Origin of the sequence: Arthrobacter sp. YC-RL1 (assembly GCF_001454985.1) — a bacterium.
GTDB classification, from domain to species: Bacteria; Actinomycetota; Actinomycetes; order Actinomycetales; family Micrococcaceae; genus Glutamicibacter; species Glutamicibacter soli.
Map to the genome: position 1 here is coordinate 3,693,082 of NZ_CP013297.1, position 17,905 is coordinate 3,710,986.

At 70.5% G+C, this 17,905-nt stretch carries 8 protein-coding genes; 3 read left to right on the plus strand and 5 right to left on the minus strand.

Annotation, left to right across the window (positions count from 1 at the left end; all coding sequences use genetic code 11):
- Nucleotides 1–330 precede the first annotated feature (330 nt).
- The 3 genes from ATC04_RS19535 to ATC04_RS17000 form a co-directional block, all read right to left on the minus strand.
- A complete protein-coding gene (locus ATC04_RS19535; RefSeq protein WP_147407300.1) occupies nucleotides 331–690 on the minus strand; it encodes a hypothetical protein in 360 nt (119 codons plus the stop codon).
- The gene (locus tag ATC04_RS16995) at nucleotides 675–6,131 is read right to left on the minus strand and encodes a DUF6531 domain-containing protein (protein WP_047118161.1); all 5,457 of its coding nucleotides are present in this window, start codon (nucleotides 6,129–6,131) and stop codon (nucleotides 675–677) included. Before ATC04_RS16995 ends, ATC04_RS19535 begins: the two co-directional genes overlap by 16 nt.
- 127 nt (nucleotides 6,132–6,258) lie before the next feature.
- Nucleotides 6,259–6,540, minus strand: coding sequence for a hypothetical protein (locus tag ATC04_RS17000; RefSeq protein ID WP_047118162.1), 282 nt, complete (start codon nucleotides 6,538–6,540; stop codon nucleotides 6,259–6,261).
- 334 nt (nucleotides 6,541–6,874) lie between these two features.
- Between ATC04_RS17000 and ATC04_RS17005 the strand changes: the two genes are divergently transcribed.
- The 3 genes from ATC04_RS17005 to ATC04_RS20070 all read left to right on the plus strand — a co-directional run bounded on the left by ATC04_RS17005 (nucleotide 6,875) and on the right by ATC04_RS20070 (nucleotide 15,393).
- Nucleotides 6,875–9,769 (plus strand): hypothetical protein, encoded by a 2,895-nt coding sequence (locus ATC04_RS17005; protein WP_052772218.1) that lies wholly within the window; start codon nucleotides 6,875–6,877, stop codon nucleotides 9,767–9,769.
- A complete protein-coding gene (locus ATC04_RS17010) occupies nucleotides 9,766–11,052 on the plus strand; it encodes an ABC transporter substrate-binding protein (RefSeq protein WP_152666768.1) in 1,287 nt (428 codons plus the stop codon). Before ATC04_RS17005 ends, ATC04_RS17010 begins: the two co-directional genes overlap by 4 nt.
- Before the next feature lie 63 nt (nucleotides 11,053–11,115).
- A complete protein-coding gene (locus ATC04_RS20070) occupies nucleotides 11,116–15,393 on the plus strand; it encodes an FtsK/SpoIIIE domain-containing protein (RefSeq protein ID WP_052772219.1) in 4,278 nt (1,425 codons plus the stop codon).
- A gap of 21 nt (nucleotides 15,394–15,414) precedes the next feature.
- Here ATC04_RS20070 and ATC04_RS17020 read toward each other — a convergent pair whose 3' ends face one another.
- Entirely contained in the window at nucleotides 15,415–17,391 is a 1,977-nt protein-coding gene (locus ATC04_RS17020) for a serine/threonine-protein kinase (protein ID WP_047118164.1), read from the minus strand.
- A gap of 100 nt (nucleotides 17,392–17,491) precedes the next feature.
- Complete coding sequence (locus tag ATC04_RS17025; protein WP_047118165.1) at nucleotides 17,492–17,905, minus strand: DUF3151 domain-containing protein; 414 nt, start codon at nucleotides 17,903–17,905, stop codon at nucleotides 17,492–17,494.

The window sequence follows — 17,905 nt, forward strand, 5'->3', positions numbered from 1 at the left end:
TCCACCGACTTCCATTACAGTCATCTTCCTCGAACGGCGATTCGATGCTCACTGTTGCAATCTCCACGCAACCACTGTGTTCGAAGCTTCCAGACATCGCGACAAGCTGACGACCGAACGTCACTCAGCACCCTCCCAGTTCCGTCAGCCGCTTCAACTTGGCTGCCACGGAACTTCGGGACCGCTAATCCTATTCGGCATCCACCTGGTCGTAATTTTCACGTAGCCGGATTCTGCGTACACATCGGTGGGTACCGTGAGCAAGCAATGTCGCTTGTGTGATCGCGGATTGGCATTCAATTCAACGCGAAGGACTCCATGAAGTACAACCTACCGTTTCCGGCTACCCAGCAAGCCGAATAGACCGGTCCGTCCGCCGTTGTGCCGGGCGAATCTGCGCAGCTCCCCGATCAGCACCGCAAATCTTGCCGTAGCTTGAGAATCCACTTCCCCGCTTGAATTCGTTACCGGATGATCGCTGATGCTCATGGGACCGGCTCGCAGCGCCTCTTGCAGTTCCCGGGTGATCTGCCGCAGCCGATCAGGACGGACACCCGCCTCAAGTTCACTGGCGAACGCCCTGAATGTCTGGGCGGCTGCCGTGAGGCGCTCGTGTTTCACGTACGAAGACAGTTCACGCAACTGCTCCGCAACTTGCCCGAACGATTTGCGTTCTAGTTCAGCTGCCATGATTCAATGATCTCCCCTCGGTCCCACGGGTTCGGGATATAGGTCTGATTTGTCCCTCCAGGATAAATAGTGCCATCATTGCCCGTCTGGGGTGCCACAGTCCCTGAATAAGTGGTTGTGCCCGGCGTGAACGAGGCACGGTATGCGCTGTCGATGGGGCTCGCGTCACCCGTGGGCCACACCGGAAGGACCGCCTTGTCGTTTCTGACCTGCTCAATACTGACTGGACGATCACTGGACCAGAATCTGCCCCACGGAGAGGTGCTCGTGCTGTCACCCGCGCGGTACAGGAGGGTCTCGCCATGCGTGTACCCGGACCGGTAAATTCCGAACCTGAAGGTGCTGGCGGTGTCGCGGTTCAACCATGCAGGTTTGTACCCGGTAACCCCTCCTGTTATTCCGCCGATCCCTGCCCCGGTCAGGCCTGATTGCACGTACCCTTGCACGGTGTGCGGCCCGTCTCCCACCGCGTATCCCGCAACGCCCGACACACCACCTTCAACAGCACCGCTCGAAGCACCGACTGCTGCGCGTGCGGCCAGACCCCCACCATATTTGGCAGCTACTAATGCGCCGGTCCCCGCACCAAACGCACCGGAAACTCCCCCAATGGCGGCATCTACTCCCGCTTTCCCCCAATCCACAGTTCCGTTCTGGTGCTTTTGCGATGCCACGGAGATTCCGCCTGAAACGAGCGCTCCGGCACCGGCCATCAGGGCCAGTCCAGCTGGACCGCCCACACCCGTGAACATCAATCCGACACCCACCACAATGGCAGCGCCGGCAACAACGTACTCCCAGTTCTCGCTCATCCAGTCGCCGGCCGCGGCCAGCGCGCCGTTGTTCGATTCGCGGTATGCCGTCAACTCGTCTTCGGTGACCGGGCGCAGGCCGAGCGGGTCGATGGCGTGCAGCGGGTCATTGCCCGCATAGGAGTAGGGGTTGGCCGCCCAGCCGGCACCGATCACCGGCTCCAGCGGGTCCACGGACAAGAAGCCGCGGGTGGACGGATCGTAGGCGCGCGCGCCCAGCCAGTCCAGCCCGGCAACCTGTACGCCGCCGTTGGCGGCCAGGCCCAGGCCCTCAGACAGGCCGGGCAGCGACTGTCCTGCCAGAGCCCAGGGGTTGGCCGCCGCCGTGGGATGTTCGCCGCGCCAGCCGGCCGAGAGCAGGGTGCCGTCCACCGCGGCCAGCCCGCCGGGCATCGCGGTGACCGAGAGGCCACCCACCGACAGGACGCGCGGTGCATACTCTGCGGCGTCCCACCACAGGCCGGTGCCGTCGACCTCGGCCAGTTCACCCAGCGCGTCGACCCACAGCTCGTGGCGGGTGGTGCCCGTAGCAGCGGTGCGCTCGACCTCGCGCAGCGTGCCCATGGCGGACCACTGGTAACGGGTGGTCCCGTCCTGCGCGTGTGCGGCGGTGCGCCGTCCCGCGCCGTCGTAGTCGTAGGTGGTCGCCGTGTCATCGGTCGAGCGCACGCGTAGCTGCCCGGCCGCGTCGTACTCGTAGTCGCGGGTCTGCCCATCCACGGTTTCACGCGCCAGACGCCCGGCGGCGTCGTAGCGCCACTCGGTCACGGTGCCATCCGCCCCGCTCATCCGCACCAGCTGGCAGGCGGCATCATAGGCGTAGGCGGTGGTGCCGTCGGCGTCATGGATGGCGGTGATGCGCCCGTCCTCGTCGCGTTCCAGCGTGCTGGTTTCCACCCCGTCCGGGCCGGCGATCCGGTGCGCGGCCAGGACGCCGTCGCGGTAGTCCCAGTACTGGACCAGATCCCCGGCCACGGCGCCGACCAGGTTGCCGCAGACGTCGTAGGCGTAGCTGACGGTGCCGAACACCGGGTGCTGCACGGCGCTCACGCGCCCGGCGGCATCGCGCTGCCAGCGGGTGCGCCGGCCGGTGGCGTCGGTGTGCGCGGTCCGCCGCCCGTCGGCATCGTATTCCCAGGCCAGGCCCTGGTCGTCGCGGGTGCGCTCGATCAGCTGGCCGCGCCGGTTGAAGCGCAGCACGTGCTGCACTGTGCGCCCGTCGCCGCGAGTGGCGTCGGTGATCCGCACGCAACGGTTGGCCGCGTCGCGCTGCAGCTGGACCAGGGTGTTGCCCGCGCTGGTGGTGGCGGACAGCCTCCCGGCCGCGTCATAGCTCCACTCCAGGCGCCGCCCGTCCGGGTCCTGCTGCCAGGTGGGCCGTCCGGCGGCGTCGTACCCGGCGGTGGTGCGCCGCCCTAGCGGGTCGGTTTCGGCCACCACGCGGTCCGCCGCATCGTATTCGCGCACGGTGACCGCGCCCAGCGGGTCGGTGATGGAGGTGAGCCGGCCGCGCTCGTCGTAGCCGTAGCGGGTGACCCCGCCCAGCCCGTTGACCGCCTCGATCAGCTGGCCGGCGGCGTCGTAGCGGAAGCGGCGCAGGCCGTTGACCGGATCCTCGGCACCGGTCAGCCGCCCGGCCTTGTCGTACCGGTAGCGGCAGGTGCCCCGCCCGGGCAGGGTGCGGGAGATGACCCGGCCCATCGCGTCGTAGCGGATCCGCTCGGCCTGCCCGTCCGGGAAGACGCGGGCGATCACGCGCGAGTCGGCGTCGTAGCGCAGCTCGGTGCGCGCCCCGGCCGGGTCGGTGGCGGACACCGGGCGCCCGGCGGCGTCGTAGTCGAAGGAGGTGACCGCCCCGGTGGGGCTGATGCGCTCGGTGACCCGTCCGGCCGCGTCGCGGCGCAGCAGCGTCAGCCCGCCCTCGCCGTCGACCAGCTCGACCACCCGTCCGCAGCGGTCGTAGCTGGCCAGCTCGCTGGAGCCGTCGCTGGTTTCCACGGCCACCGGACGGCCGTACTCGTCGCTGCGCAGCGTGCTGCGCTCGAAGGCGTCGGCCACGTTCAGGGCCCCGGAGGCCGGGTCCGCGGTGTAGGCCTCGCGCACCCCGGTGGGGTCCACCTGGGCCGACAGCTCGCCGTTGACCGTGTATTCGCGGATCCACCGGCTGCCGGTGGGGTCGGTGATCGCGGTCAGCCGCGAGAGGGTGTCGTGGGCGAAGTGCCATTCGGCGCCGTCGGGCAGCACCAGGGCGGCAACCCGGCCCAGGTCATCGAAGCGGCGGCTGATGGCCCGGCCCAGCGGGTCAATGGTGCGCTCAAGCTGTCCGTGTGTCCCGTACTCCAGGGCGGTGCGCGCCCCCAGCGGGTCGATCACGGCGGTCAGCCGGCCGCCGGCGGCGTGTTCAAAGCGCCACAAAGCCCCGTCGGCGTCCAACCGGGAGGCCAGGTTGCCGGCGGCATCGTAGAGGTAGGAGGTGCGCGCCCCACCGGGGCTGATCGCCTCGGTGACCCGGCCGGCCTCATCGCGGTGCAGCCGGGCGGTGTCGCCCATGGCGTTGGTGACGGCCACCAGGTCGCCGTACCGGTCGTGGGTGAAGTGAAGGGTGACACCGGTGGGGTCGGTGACCCGAGCCAGCAGCCCGTTGGCCCATTCCAGCTCGGTACGCCCGCCCTCCGGATCGATAATCAGCGCCGGGTTGCGCTCCTCGTCGTTCGCGTAGCGGTACTCCACGGTGGCCCCGGTACCGGTGACCACGGTGGTGGGCCGGTCGAGCTCGTCCCAGCCGTAACTGAACTCGGCACCCTCGCCGGTCAGCGTGCGGGTGCGCCGTCCGCGCTCGTCATAGGCGTGCACGGTCAGCGTGCCGTCGCGCTCGGTGACCGAGACCAGGTTGCCGTGCCGGTCGTAGCTCATCGACTGTCGGGCGTCCTGCCCGTCCACGACACCCACTAGACGGCCGCGGGCGTCGGCGATGAAGTTGTTGGAGCGCGTCCCGTCGGCGTCGGAGACCACGGTGAGTCGTCCGGGCAAGTAGGCAAAGCGGGTGCTGCGTCCGAAGCAGGACTCCTGGGTGGCGACCCGCCGCTTCTCGTCGTAAGTGTTGCGCGCCTCGATGACCCCGGCGGCGTCGGTGACCGCGCGGATGAGCCCGTCCTCGTTCCACTCGTAGCGGCGCGTGCCGCCGGGCCCGGTGGCCGAGCACAGCCGCCCGGCCTCGTCGTAGCCGAAGTCCACGCGGCGTCCGTCGCTGGCGCGCAGGGCAAGGACGCGGGTGGCCGCGACCTCCGGGTCGGTGTACTCGGCTTCGATCCAGCGGCCGCGCTCATGGGTGAGCCGCGTGATCAGGTGTCGCTCGTCGCGCCGAACCGTCAGTGCGGTGCCGGCCCCGGATTCGTGGGCCAGCCAGGTCCCGGCGGGAGTGAAGATCCAGCGGGTGCCGGTACTGTCCGCCGCGGTGAGCACCGGGTGCCCGTCGCGTTCGGCGCGGCACAGCCAGAGGTTCTCCCCGTCGGCCCGGTCCCAGCCCTCGCCCAGGCGAGGGAAGTGGATCTGCCGCCCGTCGGGCAGCACCAGGTCGGCCCCCTCGTCGCCCAGCTCAAGGCGCACCTCAAACACCGAGGACCAGCCGGGGCCGAACAGCCCCTGAGCGTCGGCGAGGGAATTGTAGGCGCGGGTGGCGGACAGGGCCGCGGCGGCGCCGGCGAAGCCTAGGTCCACCTCGGGCTCCATGAAGTTGCCGGTGGAGGTGTTCACCGGATCGGCGGAGTAGCCGGTGGTCGGCGGGCCACCGTAGGCCTGGGCCGGGGTGATGGTCAGGTCCTGGCGGCTGGAGCCGATGCCCTGGGCGTCCAAGGCAGCCTGCAGGGCGGCGTTGGACAGCCGCTGCACCTGGCCCTCGCCGCCGGCGGCGGCAAACGCGCCGGCGATGGTACGCGCCCAGGCGACGTCCTGTTCGTTGGCCTCCAGCCAGCGGTCGTAGCCGCGCACCACGCCCCCGGCGGAAAGCCGGCCGTAGGTGCAGCGGGCGGCGAAGTCATCGAGGTGGGAGCGCAGCGAACGCGGGGTGCCGGAAAGCTCGGAGTTGAGCCCGGCCGAGCCGTTGGCGAAGCTGCGCAAGTCGGCCGGGCGCGCGGCGGAGACGCCGGTCCCGCCGCCGCCTCCGGACCCCGGCGGCGGGGTCTGACGCACGCCGGTTTGCGGTGCCGCGGCCTGGACGGAGACGGGGGCCGAGGGCGGGCCGACCGGCGGGTCCTCCTCGCCGAAGACCGCGTCCCAGGCGTTCAAGAATACGTTGGCGTCGCGTTCGTCCTTGCGCTGCTTCCATTCGCGGGCCAGCCGGCGCCGCTCGTTCTCGGCCTTGGCCTGATCGTTCAACTGCCGGGCGCCGTCCGCCGTTTCACGCAGCCGGTCGGCCAGCTCGCGGCGGTCCGCCGCGGCCACGCGCGCGTTGTCGGAGAAGAGCCGGGAGAAGTGTCCCTCGAAGTCGGCCTTGGCCGATGCCACGAAGCCCGCGCGGGGGCCGGCCTGGCCATCGAGCTTGCTTGCTGCATTGCGGAATGCGGTGATCAGCGCCTCGGCTGTCCCGAAGTCGAAATCCACATCCCGGTCAAAAACTCCGAGGTTGACCACGCGTGTCCTCCATTATCGAGCCGCACGGCCCGGCCGGCGGCAGCTTTGCTCCTTGCGGGCGCACCGCTGGGCGACGCGCCGGAAAAAATCCGGGGCCGCGAACGGCCCCGGATGCACCCTTGGCTGCTTAGTTGCCGCCACCGGCGGTGAAGATGTTCTGCGAGATCTGGCTCAGCTGGCCGCGCAACTGCTCCAGCTCGGTGCGGGCCTTGTCCAGGGCCGCTTTGGTCTCCGGCCAGGTGGTGCTGCGGAACTGGATGGCCAGCGGCCCGTCCCAGACGTTCGGGTCCGACAGGGTGCGGCCCTGGGCGTCGAGCTGGTTGATCTGGTCGGTGAAACCGCCGTTGATGATGGCCTGCAGCTGCTGGATTGAAGTCTTGGCCTGCTCGGTTGAAAGAACACGTGACATGGGAACCTCCGCAAATCGTGGTGGCCCCCGGCAAAATGCCGTGTCGTCCGGGAGCCCAGAACATGAGTAACTCTAACAAGATGAATAGAAAATCCCAAACGATGACGCGGACAAAATTTCGTCCAAAAGGCTGGAAAACGCCGAAATCCCGCGGGATGAGCAAGCGGCGATTTCTTAACCGCAAGTCCGGGAGCGAACCGCCCGTTTAACGGTTCGCACCGCAAACCGCCTATTATCTCAAGGGGAGTTAGCAACCGGAGGGAACCCATTGGCACACTCGCAGCCACGCAGACAGCATGCACGACCGCCCAGGACCGGAAGGCTGGCCCGTACCGTGGGCGCGTTCCTCTCCGTCGCCGCGCTCGGGCTCATCACCAGCTGCAGCAACGCGCCGCAGGCGATCGAGAACCCCTCGCGCGTGCTGCAGTCGGTGGACGTCGAGCTCGCGTCCAACGCCTCGATTGCCAGCGTGAACGGTACTGCGATCGCCGTGGACGACGCCTCGGGCGAATCCTCGACGACCACTAATTCCTTCGCCCCGGCCGAGGTGGCCGGAGACCTGCCGGTGCGCGTCAGCACCTACTACCGCACCGACAAGGCCAGCGGCACGGACCTGAAGGACCTGGCCGGCTATACCGGGCGGGTCCAGATCGAGCTGTCGGTGGAAAACCTGACGGTGGCCCCACGCGAGGTCTCCTTCGACGTGGCCGGGCAGAACCGCACCGAACCGGCACTGGTCGGCGCGCCCATGACCATCGCAGCCTCGGCCGAGATCCCGGGCGTGTCCCCGAACAACATCGTCGCGGCCTCCGGCTCGGACGAGACCGGAACCAACGGCATCATCAGCGCCGCCACCAACGGCAACACCGTCATCCAGTGGGCCACGCTGCTGGCCCCACCGGTCTCCCCCGCCACCACCACCCTGCGCCTGGTCGCCGAAGTGCAGGACTTCACCGTTCCGGGCATCGACCTGGCGGTGCAGCCGGGGATGCACACCGACCTGTCGGCCGAGGGTGTGCTGGATACCGCCTTTAATGAGAGCGCCACCTCCGAGCTGGCCCTGCAGCGGCGCACCATCGAGCTGATCACCGACGTCAACGAGGTGCTCGCTCGTGCCGGCGGCACCATCACGGAACTACGCACCAACCTGGAAAGCACCTCGGACACCCTCGGGGTGAGCACCGTGCAGCACCTGCGTGAGAGCAGCGAATCACTGGCCGGCACGCTCAGCGGGCTGAAGCAGCAGCTGGGGCAGCTGGAAACCGACCTGGGCTCCACCGTCACCGCCGCGGACAGTGCCACCACGGCGCAGCTGATGCAGACCGTGAGCACCATGGACCGCATGCTCGGCGACACCTCAGCGCAGATAACCAAGCCGGCCCTGAAGGGCGAGGGCTGCCAGGCCATGGTGGCCCCCAAGGGCGAGGCCTCCAGCGTGTACTCGAACCTGATGCTGATCTCCGCCCAGCTTGAGGGGTATGCCGAGTCCACCGCCGGCTGCCGCGACGAGCTGGCCGATAACCTGCAGCGCATCGTGGGCCCGGCCGATCCGGACATCGAGAACTGCGACACCCCGTCGCTGACCTGTGCCTTCCGCGCCTCGTCGATTAGCGTGACCGGCGAACTGATCAAGCTGGTGCTCGAAGGCGACAAGCTGGTGCAGTCCCTGCAGCCGGAGATCATCGGCAACGCCATCTCCAGCCACGAGGCCATTGCCGGGTCACTGATTGAGATGCAGAGCGCCTTGGACGCGCTGCAGACCACCGCCGACACCGACGAGGTGACCGTGGCGCTTAAGGCACTGCGCGAATCGCTGAAGGTTTCCGAGGACAACCTGGCCGCGGTGGAGAAGACCGTGGGCTCAATCCACGACATCGCCACCGAGAACGCCGCACTGGTCGGCCATCCGGAGGACTCGAAGTCGATAGCCGGTCAGAACGCCACGCTGGTCGAGGAGATCTGCGAACTGGCAAACCGACGTCAGGTGACGGAGACCGCTGCCCGCGAGCTGATCGCGTCGCTAACCGCGAATGACACCTGCGTCATCGACCTGCCGCCGCTGCCGACCGAGACACCGGAGCCAGAGCCGACCGGCGAGACTTCCCCGTCACCGAGCGATTCGACCACTCCTGCCCCGGAGCCGTCCGAGACTCCGGCTGAGTCGGTCGAGCCGACCGAATCCACCGAACCGACCGAGACCTCGGCACCAGCCGAGTCCCCAAGCCCGACTGAAGTGGACGCCGAACGGGCTGCGTTTACCAAGCCACTAATCACTGGCGGCCCCAAGGAGCCAATGGATGAGCGCCTGGCCGCGCAGGCCAAGGCCTGGAACTCCGTCGCCGCACTCAGCAACCTGGAGAATGATGATTCCGGGCTCGGCCAGCAGCTGACCGCATCCAAGGATCAGCTGAAGGACATCGCCGCGAAGATCGACGCAGTGGAGACTGCGGCGACCAATGGCAGCGGCAACATCCAAGACGCCATTGACGAGCTGCGCGCCGCGCTGCAGGTCTCCCTGGTCGACAGCAAGATACTGGGCAAGTCCCTCGCCGATCTGCAGGGACAGCAGGAGCGCCTTGAAGCCGGCATCGAGGAAGCGTTCGGCAAGGCCTCGACCGAAACCCAGCAGCAGGTCAACGAGTTGATCGACGGCCAGATTCGGGTGCTCTCGGAACAGGGCGCGACCAGCCGCGAAGCCGTGCTGACCGCTTTCAACCGCTCGGTCACCGGCCTGTCGGGCACCTCCGGCGAAGTCGCTGCGGACGCCAAGGCCACCGTGGACAAGCAGCACGCGCAGCTGAACGAACAGGCCGAGGCACTGACCAAGGCGATCGGTGAGCAGACCGCCTCCTCGCTGGAGCAGATCGCCGCGCGCACCACAGCCTCGACCCGCGACGTGGAGGGCGGCGAAGGGCTGCTGTCGGCCTCGCTGAGCAAGGTGCTGCTGGATCTGGGCGACCGGTCATCCAACGGATCCGGGCTGCTCGGCGCGCTGGCCACCAGCGCCGCCATGTCCGACACCGCCGACTATCAGCTGGCGCTGGCCACCGAGCATGCCGACGGCTACGCCAACGTGCGCGCAGAGGACATCGCGGCCATCCTGCACCGCCAGGCCCAGTTCAAGGCCGCCCTGGAAGCGGCCGGTGACCTGCCCAGCTTCCACCTGCAGGTGTCAGAGGGCACCTCGGTGCGCACCCTGTACGCCTTCCATCTCCAGGCCGGCAAGTGAGCGCCCGCAGCTCGCGCCGCCTGATGCCGGTACTCGTGGTGGGGCTGGCCGTGGTGCTGGTCGTCGCGATCGCCGCGGTGATCTCCCGCCCCGAAACGGCTACCGGTGAACCGGTGGGCAACTCCGTGCCGGTGGCCCTGACCGCCCAGGGGCTGCCGCGGGACACGAGCATCGGGGTGATCCTCTCGCTGGGCTCCGCGCAGGGCTCCGAATGGAAGGATGCGGCGCAGGGCGCGGCCGTGGCCGCCCACCGCCTCGCCGCCGGCGGCTCGCCGGTGATTCTGGAAACCCGGGATGATCGGGGCACCTCCCAGGGAGCCCGCGACGCCGTGGCCGAGTTGGCCGCCCAAAAGGTGGCCGGCATTGTGCTGGCCACCTCCGGCGAACACGTGCCCGCGGCCCTGCAGGCCGCGCAGGAGGCAGGGATCCCGGTATTGCTGCCCTACTACAGCGGCGAGCTGTCCGGCTTCGATACGGCATATAGCCTGACTCCCGGACCGCAGCCGGTCTCCGCGGCCATGAAGTCCGCGCTGGGCGAGGCCGGACACGTGATGCTCATTGACCTGGGCGGCCCGGCACCCGAGGGAATCAACCCGGCCGAGCGTCGCGCACCGGCGGCGGGCGATGACCTGAACACCCTGGCCGTCGAGGTCTCGAAGCTGGCCGCCCCCCAGCGCGGTGAACCGGTGGACGCCGTGCTCATCACCGGACCGGCCACCCGGCAGGCCGCAATGGTGCACGCCCTGCAGCAGCGCAACATCAGCCTGCCGCTGGTGCTCGGCCCGGCCGCCACCAGCCCGGGCTTCGAATCGGCCCTGCACGAGGCCGGGGGCAGCGCCTCCAGCCGGCTGCTGAGCGTCGGTACCGGTGCCGTGGACGCCGCCGCACTGCGCCCCGGGGACGAAGGCCGGGCCATGTCCGGTTTCCTCGCCGCCGTCCGCGTCATGGCCGAAGATCCACAGGTCATGAACCTGACCGGGGATCAACCCTTCGCGAAGGTGGCCCCCGTGGCCGAGGCCCACAGCCACGACGCTGTGATTGCCTTGGTCCACGCCGCGGCCCACGCCAAGAGCGGCGAACCGGGCGCCGTGGCCGGGCAGCTGGATAAACTGTCACTGCAGGCCGGCCACGGCATTGCCGGAGGCGACCTGGATCTGGGCCGCGACGCGGACCAGGCGCAGGCGGTCGTCCTGCATCTGGCCAGCCAGGACCTGGGGCTGCGCCCGGCACCGTCCGGTGCCCGGATCCCGGCGCGCTGGTTTGCCGGCCCCGCCGGCAACTAGGCCACCTGCCACGACCGGTTACGCGCACAGGAGTGCGCATGAAGCTGTTGGAAGGGAGCACGGGTGCGCGTGTTGATCCAGCTGGGCGACCAGCGACTGGACCGCGAACTGACGGGGCGCGATGACGCCCTGACGCTGGGTGAGCTGATCGATCGGGCCGGCGGCACCGCACCGGGCCCGGACACCACGCTCTATGTGGATGACGTCCCCGCCACTGCCGGCACCCCGCTGGGCGAAGTGCTGCTGCTGGAGGGCAGCACGATCTCGCTGTCCCCCGTCCCCCGGCCACAACCGCTCACCGGCTGGAGCGTCACGGTCTGCGGCGGTCTGCACGCCGGGGCCGTACAGCCGATCCCCGAGCACCGCCCGTTACTGCTGGGCCGCTCCCCGCAGGCCGACATCGTGCTGGACTCCGAGAGCGCCTCCTGGAACCACGCCAGCATCCAGCTGGAGCAGGACGGGGTGCGCGTCCGCGACCACGGCTCAACCAACGGCACCCAGCTGGATGGCACGCCGGTCGCCGAAGACGGGGAGCTGATCACCGAGGCGGCCACCGTGCTGGTCGGCGGCACCGCCCTGCAGCTGCGCCCGCAGCTGCCCGAACGCCTGGCACCGCGGCCCGGCTCGCTACACAACCTCACCCCTGCGGCCACCGCCCCCTTCAACCGCCCGCCCCGCCCGGGCCTGGACCCAGCCCCCGAACCGCTGCCCGCCCCGGCACCGAAGGACGTGGCCCCGGCCTCCAAGTTCAGCTACATCACGGTGCTGGCCCCGCTGCTGCTGGCCGGCGCCATGGTGATGATGCTCGGGGACCTGCGCTTTGCCATGTTCGCCCTGCTCAGCCCGGTGATGGCGATCGGCATGTGGTTCGAGCAGAAGCACCGCCACACCAGGAACCTGAAGGAGGAAAAGGAGCGGTTCGAAACGGCCCTTGAGGAGTTCGAGGGGCAGATCGCCCGGGCGGCCGTACGCGAGGCCGAGCGGCGCCACACCCGCATCCCGGATCCGGCCACCACGCTGCGCGTACCCGCCCTGCCCACCACCGCTCTGTGGCAGCGACGGGCCGGCGACCACGACTTCCTGGCCCTGCACGCCGGAACCGGAAACGTGCCCTGGCAGCCGGAGATCGACCGGCGCGCCACCCCCACCCTGGACCCGCGGGTGCGCGAGCTGATCGAGGCCAGCCACATCCCGGCGGCCCCGGTGGTCGTGGACCTGACCGGCGCCGGCGTCGTTGGCATCGTGGGCGAGCGCGAGGGGGCGCTCGCCCTGGTCCGCAGCCTGCTGGTGCAGGCCGCCGTGCACGCCGGGCCGGCGGACCTGCGCATCGCCCTATTCTGCGACCGCGGACGGCACCCGGCATGGGAATGGACCGGCTGGCTGCCGCACACCCGGCGCGCCGGGGCGGCCACCGGGGAACGCTGGCTGTCCGATGACCAGCGCCGCAGCGCGCGCCTGCTGCGCGCCCTGCGCGAGGACAGCATCCAGCGCAGTGAGGGAGCCACGCTGCTGGTGCTCGACTCGGAGGTGCTCACCGAGGGCCGCGACGCCCCGGCCCGCGCGCTGCTGGGGCACGGGCGGGACGCCGACTCCGGGCTGGGCGGTACGCGCCGCGCCCACCAGGTCTCCGGGATCGTCATCGCCGCCACCGAGCAGCAGCTGCCCGCGGCCTGCAGCACGGTGATCCGGGTCGGCGCGGACGCCGCCGGCACCGTGCACGGGCTGGGCGAGCAGTCCGAGGTCGAGGACGTGGTGCTCGCCGGGCTGCCGGTCGAGCGCGCCGAACGGGCCGCCCTGGACCTGGCCCGTTTCGACGACCCCGAACTGGTGGTCCCAGGTGCGGCGCTGCCCGCCCTGGTCAAGCTGCCGGCACTGCTGGGCCTGGAGCAGATCAACGAGGCTGCGATCGGCGAGCTGTGGCGCACCGCGCGCGGGGTGTCCACCCCGATCGGCAGCACCGAGGCCGGCACCATGATGCTGGATTTGGTCAAGGACGGGCCGCACGGCCTGGTCGGCGGCACCACCGGCTCGGGCAAGAGTGAATTCCTGCGCTCGCTGGTGGCCGGGCTCGCCGCCCGCAACGACGCGACCAAGCTGAACTTCATCCTCATTGACTTCAAGGGCGGGGCGGCCTTCGCCGCCTGTGAGGCGCTGCCGCACACCATCGGCACCATCTCCAACCTGGACGAGCAGCTGGCCGACCGCGCGCTGCGCGCCTTGGAGGCGGAGATGGCCCGGCGCCAGCGGATCTTCGCCGCCGCCGGGGAGGACATCGACAACCTGGACGCCTACCTGGCCACCAACCCGGCCGAGCCGATGCCGCGGCTGTTGTTGGTGGTCGACGAGTTCGCGATGCTGGCCAAGGACTTCCCCGAGGTGCTCTCCTCGCTGGTCTCGGTGGCGGCGGTGGGCCGAACCCTGGGCGTGCACATGATCCTGGCGACCCAGCGCCCCGCCGGGGTGGTCAATGACGACATCCTGGCCAACACGAACCTGCGGGTGGCGCTGCGCGTGCAGAGTCGGGAGGACTCCTCGAACGTGATCGGCGTGCCGGACGCCGCGGCCATCGGCCGGGCGCAGACCGGCCGCGGCTTCATCAAGCTGGGCCAGGACGACATCAGCGCCGTGCAGACCGCCCTTGTCACCGGGCGGGCCAGCACCGCCAGCGGCGGCGGGCTGCGGGTGAGCGAACCCGGACACTTCGGCGCCCCCGCCCCGGCACCAGTAGCCGAGCCCGAGAGCACCAGCGATGACAGCGACCTGGACCTGCTGATCGCCGCGATCCGCCAGGCCCACGCGCAACGTGGGCTGGGCGAGCCCCGGCCGGTGTGGCCCGGGGCGCTGGGCGATCAGGTGCAGCTGGCCGGCTACACCCCGGCCTCGCGGCGTTCCGCCTCCCTGCCCGCGGTCGGCGCGGTGCGCGGGCAGATCATCGAGGTGGCGCTGCGCGATGAGCCGGAGTTCCAGCGCCAGGTGCCCGCCGGTTGGGACCTGTCCGAGGGGAACCTGCTGTTGCTGGGAATCGCCGGCTCGGGCACCAGCACCACCCTGGCCTCGATCGCATTGACGGCCGCCGCCGCGTATTCGCCCGGGGAGCTGGACCTGCTCATCCTGGACCTGGGATCGCGCACCCTGGCCCCGCTGGCCGGACTGCCGCACACCGCCGCGTACGTGGGCACCGGCGCGGGCGCCGCGGAGCAGCAGGCCCGGTTCCTGCGCCACCTGCGCAACGACCTGGCCCGCCGCCGTGCCGAACCGGCCGCCCGGCGGCGCACCCTGGTGCTGCTGGACGGGCTGGCCACCCTACGCGATGAATTCTCCGACTACGACGGGCTGGCGCTGATGGACGCGCTGAACCGCGCGTACGCGGACGGCCCAGCCTTGGGTCTGCATTTTGCGGTTAGCAGCACCCGCGCCAAGGCGGTGCCCACCGCCATTGACGAGGTCACCACACAGAGGTGGCTCTTCCGGCTGGCCGACCCGTATGACTATTCCACGCTCGGGGTGCGCGGAAGCAACATCCCCGCCGCCGTACCCGGGCGCTGCGTAGCCGCCGCCCAGCTGCGCCAGATGCACGTGGCCACCCCTGGCACCGAGCTCGAACAGGCGGTCGCCGAGGCCGCCGCCCGCTGGCCGGAGGCACGGCCCAAGGCGCCGGTCATCGGCCAGCTGCCCGCCCGGGTCGCGGCCGGCGAGCTGCCGGCACCCGGACTGGCGGCCGAGCCGTGGCGGATCCCAGTGGGACTGCGCGAGGAGGACCTGGCCCCGGGCTGCCTGGAAATCTACGAGGGCGAGCACGTGCTCATCGCCGGCCCGGCCCGCTCCGGCAAGTCCAGCCTGCTGCTGGCCCTGGCGGACTCGCTGCGCGGCATCCCGGGCCCGGACGGCACCCCGGTGGCGGTGTGGGGCGTGTGCGATCGCCGCTCGCCGCTGGCGGATGCGGACCTTGACCGGGTGGCGGTCGGTTCCGCGGACCTGCCCGCGCTGCTGGCCTCACTACGCCTGGAGCGCGGGCCGGTGGTGCTGCTGGTCGATGACGCCGAGCGGTTCGAGGACACCGACCAGGCCCTGGCCGGGCTGCTGAACTCTCCACCCGCGGGGTTGTGCGTGATCGCCGCCGGGCGGGCCGCGGAGCTGCGCGGGCTCTACGCGCACTGGACCAAGACCCTGCGCAAGTCCCGCTGCGGGGTGCTGCTGCAGCCTGATGCGGACTTCGACGGGGAGCTGCTGGGCGTGAACCTGCCGCGGCGCGCCCCGGTGGCGGTGACCACCGCGCGCGGCTACCTCTGCGTGGGCGGTGCCCCGGCGTTCATCCAGGCCATGGGGCCCTCCGAGAACTGACCAGGCGAATCCGGCTCCCGGCTACTGCCGGGTGGTGATGCCGAACGGCTCGCTGGCCAGGTCGGTGAAGTTGCCCACCGAAGCGCGCAGCGTGCACTGCGGGGTCACCGACAGCGCGGTGACCACCAGCCCGTCCCCGGAGACGGCCACCGCCCCGGAGCAGGCGTCGGAGAAGCGCACCCCTGCCTCGCCGCCGGCAATCGAGCGCAACGTCGCCGAGGGCTTGCCGGTGGCGGGGCTGGCATACAGCGGGCTGAGCACGTCCGGGCCCGCGGGCCACACCGGTACCAGGGTCACCGGCAGCGTGGTGCCGCTGACCGTGCGGGCGGGAGTCTGCACCACGATGTCCTGCAACCGCTGCGCCGGGTAGGCCGAGCCCTCGACCCGTTCGTCGGCGAGCGCCTGCTCGGTGGCGGCCGCGGCCTGCTGCAGCCATTGATCCAGCGCGTCATCCCCGCTCAGCGCCAGCGGCAGCGTGGCCTGGACTGTCACCTGGCCGCGAGCCGGGATGCTGATCCCTGACAGGTTCCACCCGCACTCGACCGAAATCCCGGTGAGACTGGGCTGGTTGCGTTCGCCCTGCGCCTGGCTGAAGTCCACCGCCGGGCAGCCCGAGGTACCTGGTGCCGCCGGCAGCACCTCCAGGAACGGCCCGGTCAACGGGGCCTTCTGTGCCGAATACGTGAATTCAAGGTGCACCTGCTTGGCCTGCGCGTCGTAGCGTACCGAGCGTGCGGTGGCCAGCCCACTTGGTGTAGCCTGGCCCTGCCAGCTGGCGGTGGCATCCGGGGCTGGGACGGCCTGCGGTTCGGTGCGTCCGAACAGCGCGATGCTGCCGGCGATGACGGCGGCCAGTAGCACCACCGCGGCGGCCAGCAGGCCCAGGGACTTGGCGTTGAGCCAGCTTGGGCGCCGTCTGTTCCCGGCGTTCTCCGTGGCCTCGGTGGGTGGTGCCGCGGGGGGCGGCAGGTCGCTGCGGCGCTGACGGAAGACCGTGTGCCGGGCGCTGGTCCCCAGATCGGGCGCCTCTGGCGAGGTCAGCTGTCCAACCGTGGCGGCGGCGTCGGTGGGCTCGGGGTCGGCCTGCTGGATTCCGCGCAGCACGGTGGCCGGACGTTGCAGGTCCTCGAAGTGTTCCGGGTCCACCACCGGCGGCAGCGCCGGCAGGGAGGCGTGTGCGGCGGCCAGCGCGCGCAGGGTGGTTGCGGCCTCGGCGGCGGCCGGGCGAGCCGTGGGGTCCTTGTGCAGCATGGCGGCCAGCGCGTCCCAGAGTGGGCCCGGTACGTCAATCCGCGGCGGCATGACGCTGACGTGGCGGAAGGCGATCGTGAAGTCGGTGCCGGACCCGGCGAAGGGGGTGCGCCCGGACAGCAGCTCGTAGAGCATGATGCCCGCGGAGTAGACATCCCCGGCCGGTCCGGCCTCGCCCCGGCTGGTCAGTTCCGGGGGCATGTATGCCGGGGTGCCCATGATCTCGGTGGTCCGCCGGGATTGCCCGGACATCACCGAGGCGATGCCGAAGTCAGAGACCCGCACGTTGCCGGCAGCATCCCCGGGGGCGGCCAGCAGCACGTTGTCAGGCTTGATGTCCCGGTGGGTGGTGCCCGCCGCGTGCGCCGCGGCGAGCGCGTCCAGCATCTGGGCGGCAAGTTCCAGCGCCTGGGACGGCGGCAGGGTGCCCACCTCGAGCAGCCACTCGCGCACCGAGCCGCCGGGGACCAGGTCCATCACGATGGCCAGCCGGCCCCCATCGACCACCAGGTCACGCACCGCCACGATGTTCGGGTGGCGCAGCGCCAGCAGCACCGAGCGTTCCCGCACGAACCGTTCGACCAGCCCGGCGTCCTGCGCGTGCTCCTCGCGCAGGATCTTGGCGGCCAGGTCCGCGCCCGGATCGTGGGGGCGGACCCGCCAGACCTCGCCAACGGCCCCGGAGCCCAGCGGCTCGACAAAACTGTAGGAGGCGCCCAGCGCCTGGCCCGGCTGCACGTTGCTCATGGTTTCTCCCCTGCCCGTTTACGGACGCGTCGAAGCGCACGATTGCCCGGGCCGATGCGGGACCGGCCCGGGCAATGATGCGAGGATGCTGCTTCTCGGGCTACTTGGCCTCGATGGCCGCCCGGGCGCGCGGATCCGAATCGTTCAGGAACTTCCCGATCCGCTCGACTTCCTCGGCTTCGCCGATGGCTGCGGCCGCGCGGCCCAGCGCGTACAGCGAGCGCAGGAAGCCGCGGTTCGGCTCATGGCTCCATGGCACCGGACCCTGTCCGCGCCAACCGGCCTTGCGCAGCGCGTCAAGGCCGCGGTGGTAGCCCACGCGGGCGTACGCGTAGGATTCCACGGTGCGGCCTTCGGCGTGTGCTTCGTCGGCCAGCAGCGCCCACACCAGGGAGGACGACGGGAACTTCGCAGCCAGATCCACCGCTTCGTCGCCGGCCTCAAGGCGGGCGAGCACGTCGGTTTCCTCCGGCAGCAGCGTGGCCGGGATGCCCAGCAGGTTCTCTCCGACCAT

Coding starts and splice junctions, on each gene's coding strand:
- ATC04_RS19535 (WP_147407300.1), bottom strand. CDS start 690: ATGGCAGCTGAACTAGAACGCAAATCGTTCGGGCAAGTTGCGGAGCAG.
- ATC04_RS17000 (WP_047118162.1), bottom strand. CDS start 6,540: ATGTCACGTGTTCTTTCAACCGAGCAGGCCAAGACTTCAATCCAGCAG.
- ATC04_RS17020 (WP_047118164.1), bottom strand. CDS start 17,391: ATGAGCAACGTGCAGCCGGGCCAGGCGCTGGGCGCCTCCTACAGTTTT.
- ATC04_RS17025 (WP_047118165.1), bottom strand. CDS start 17,905: ATGGTCGGAGAGAACCTGCTGGGCATCCCGGCCACGCTGCTGCCGGAG.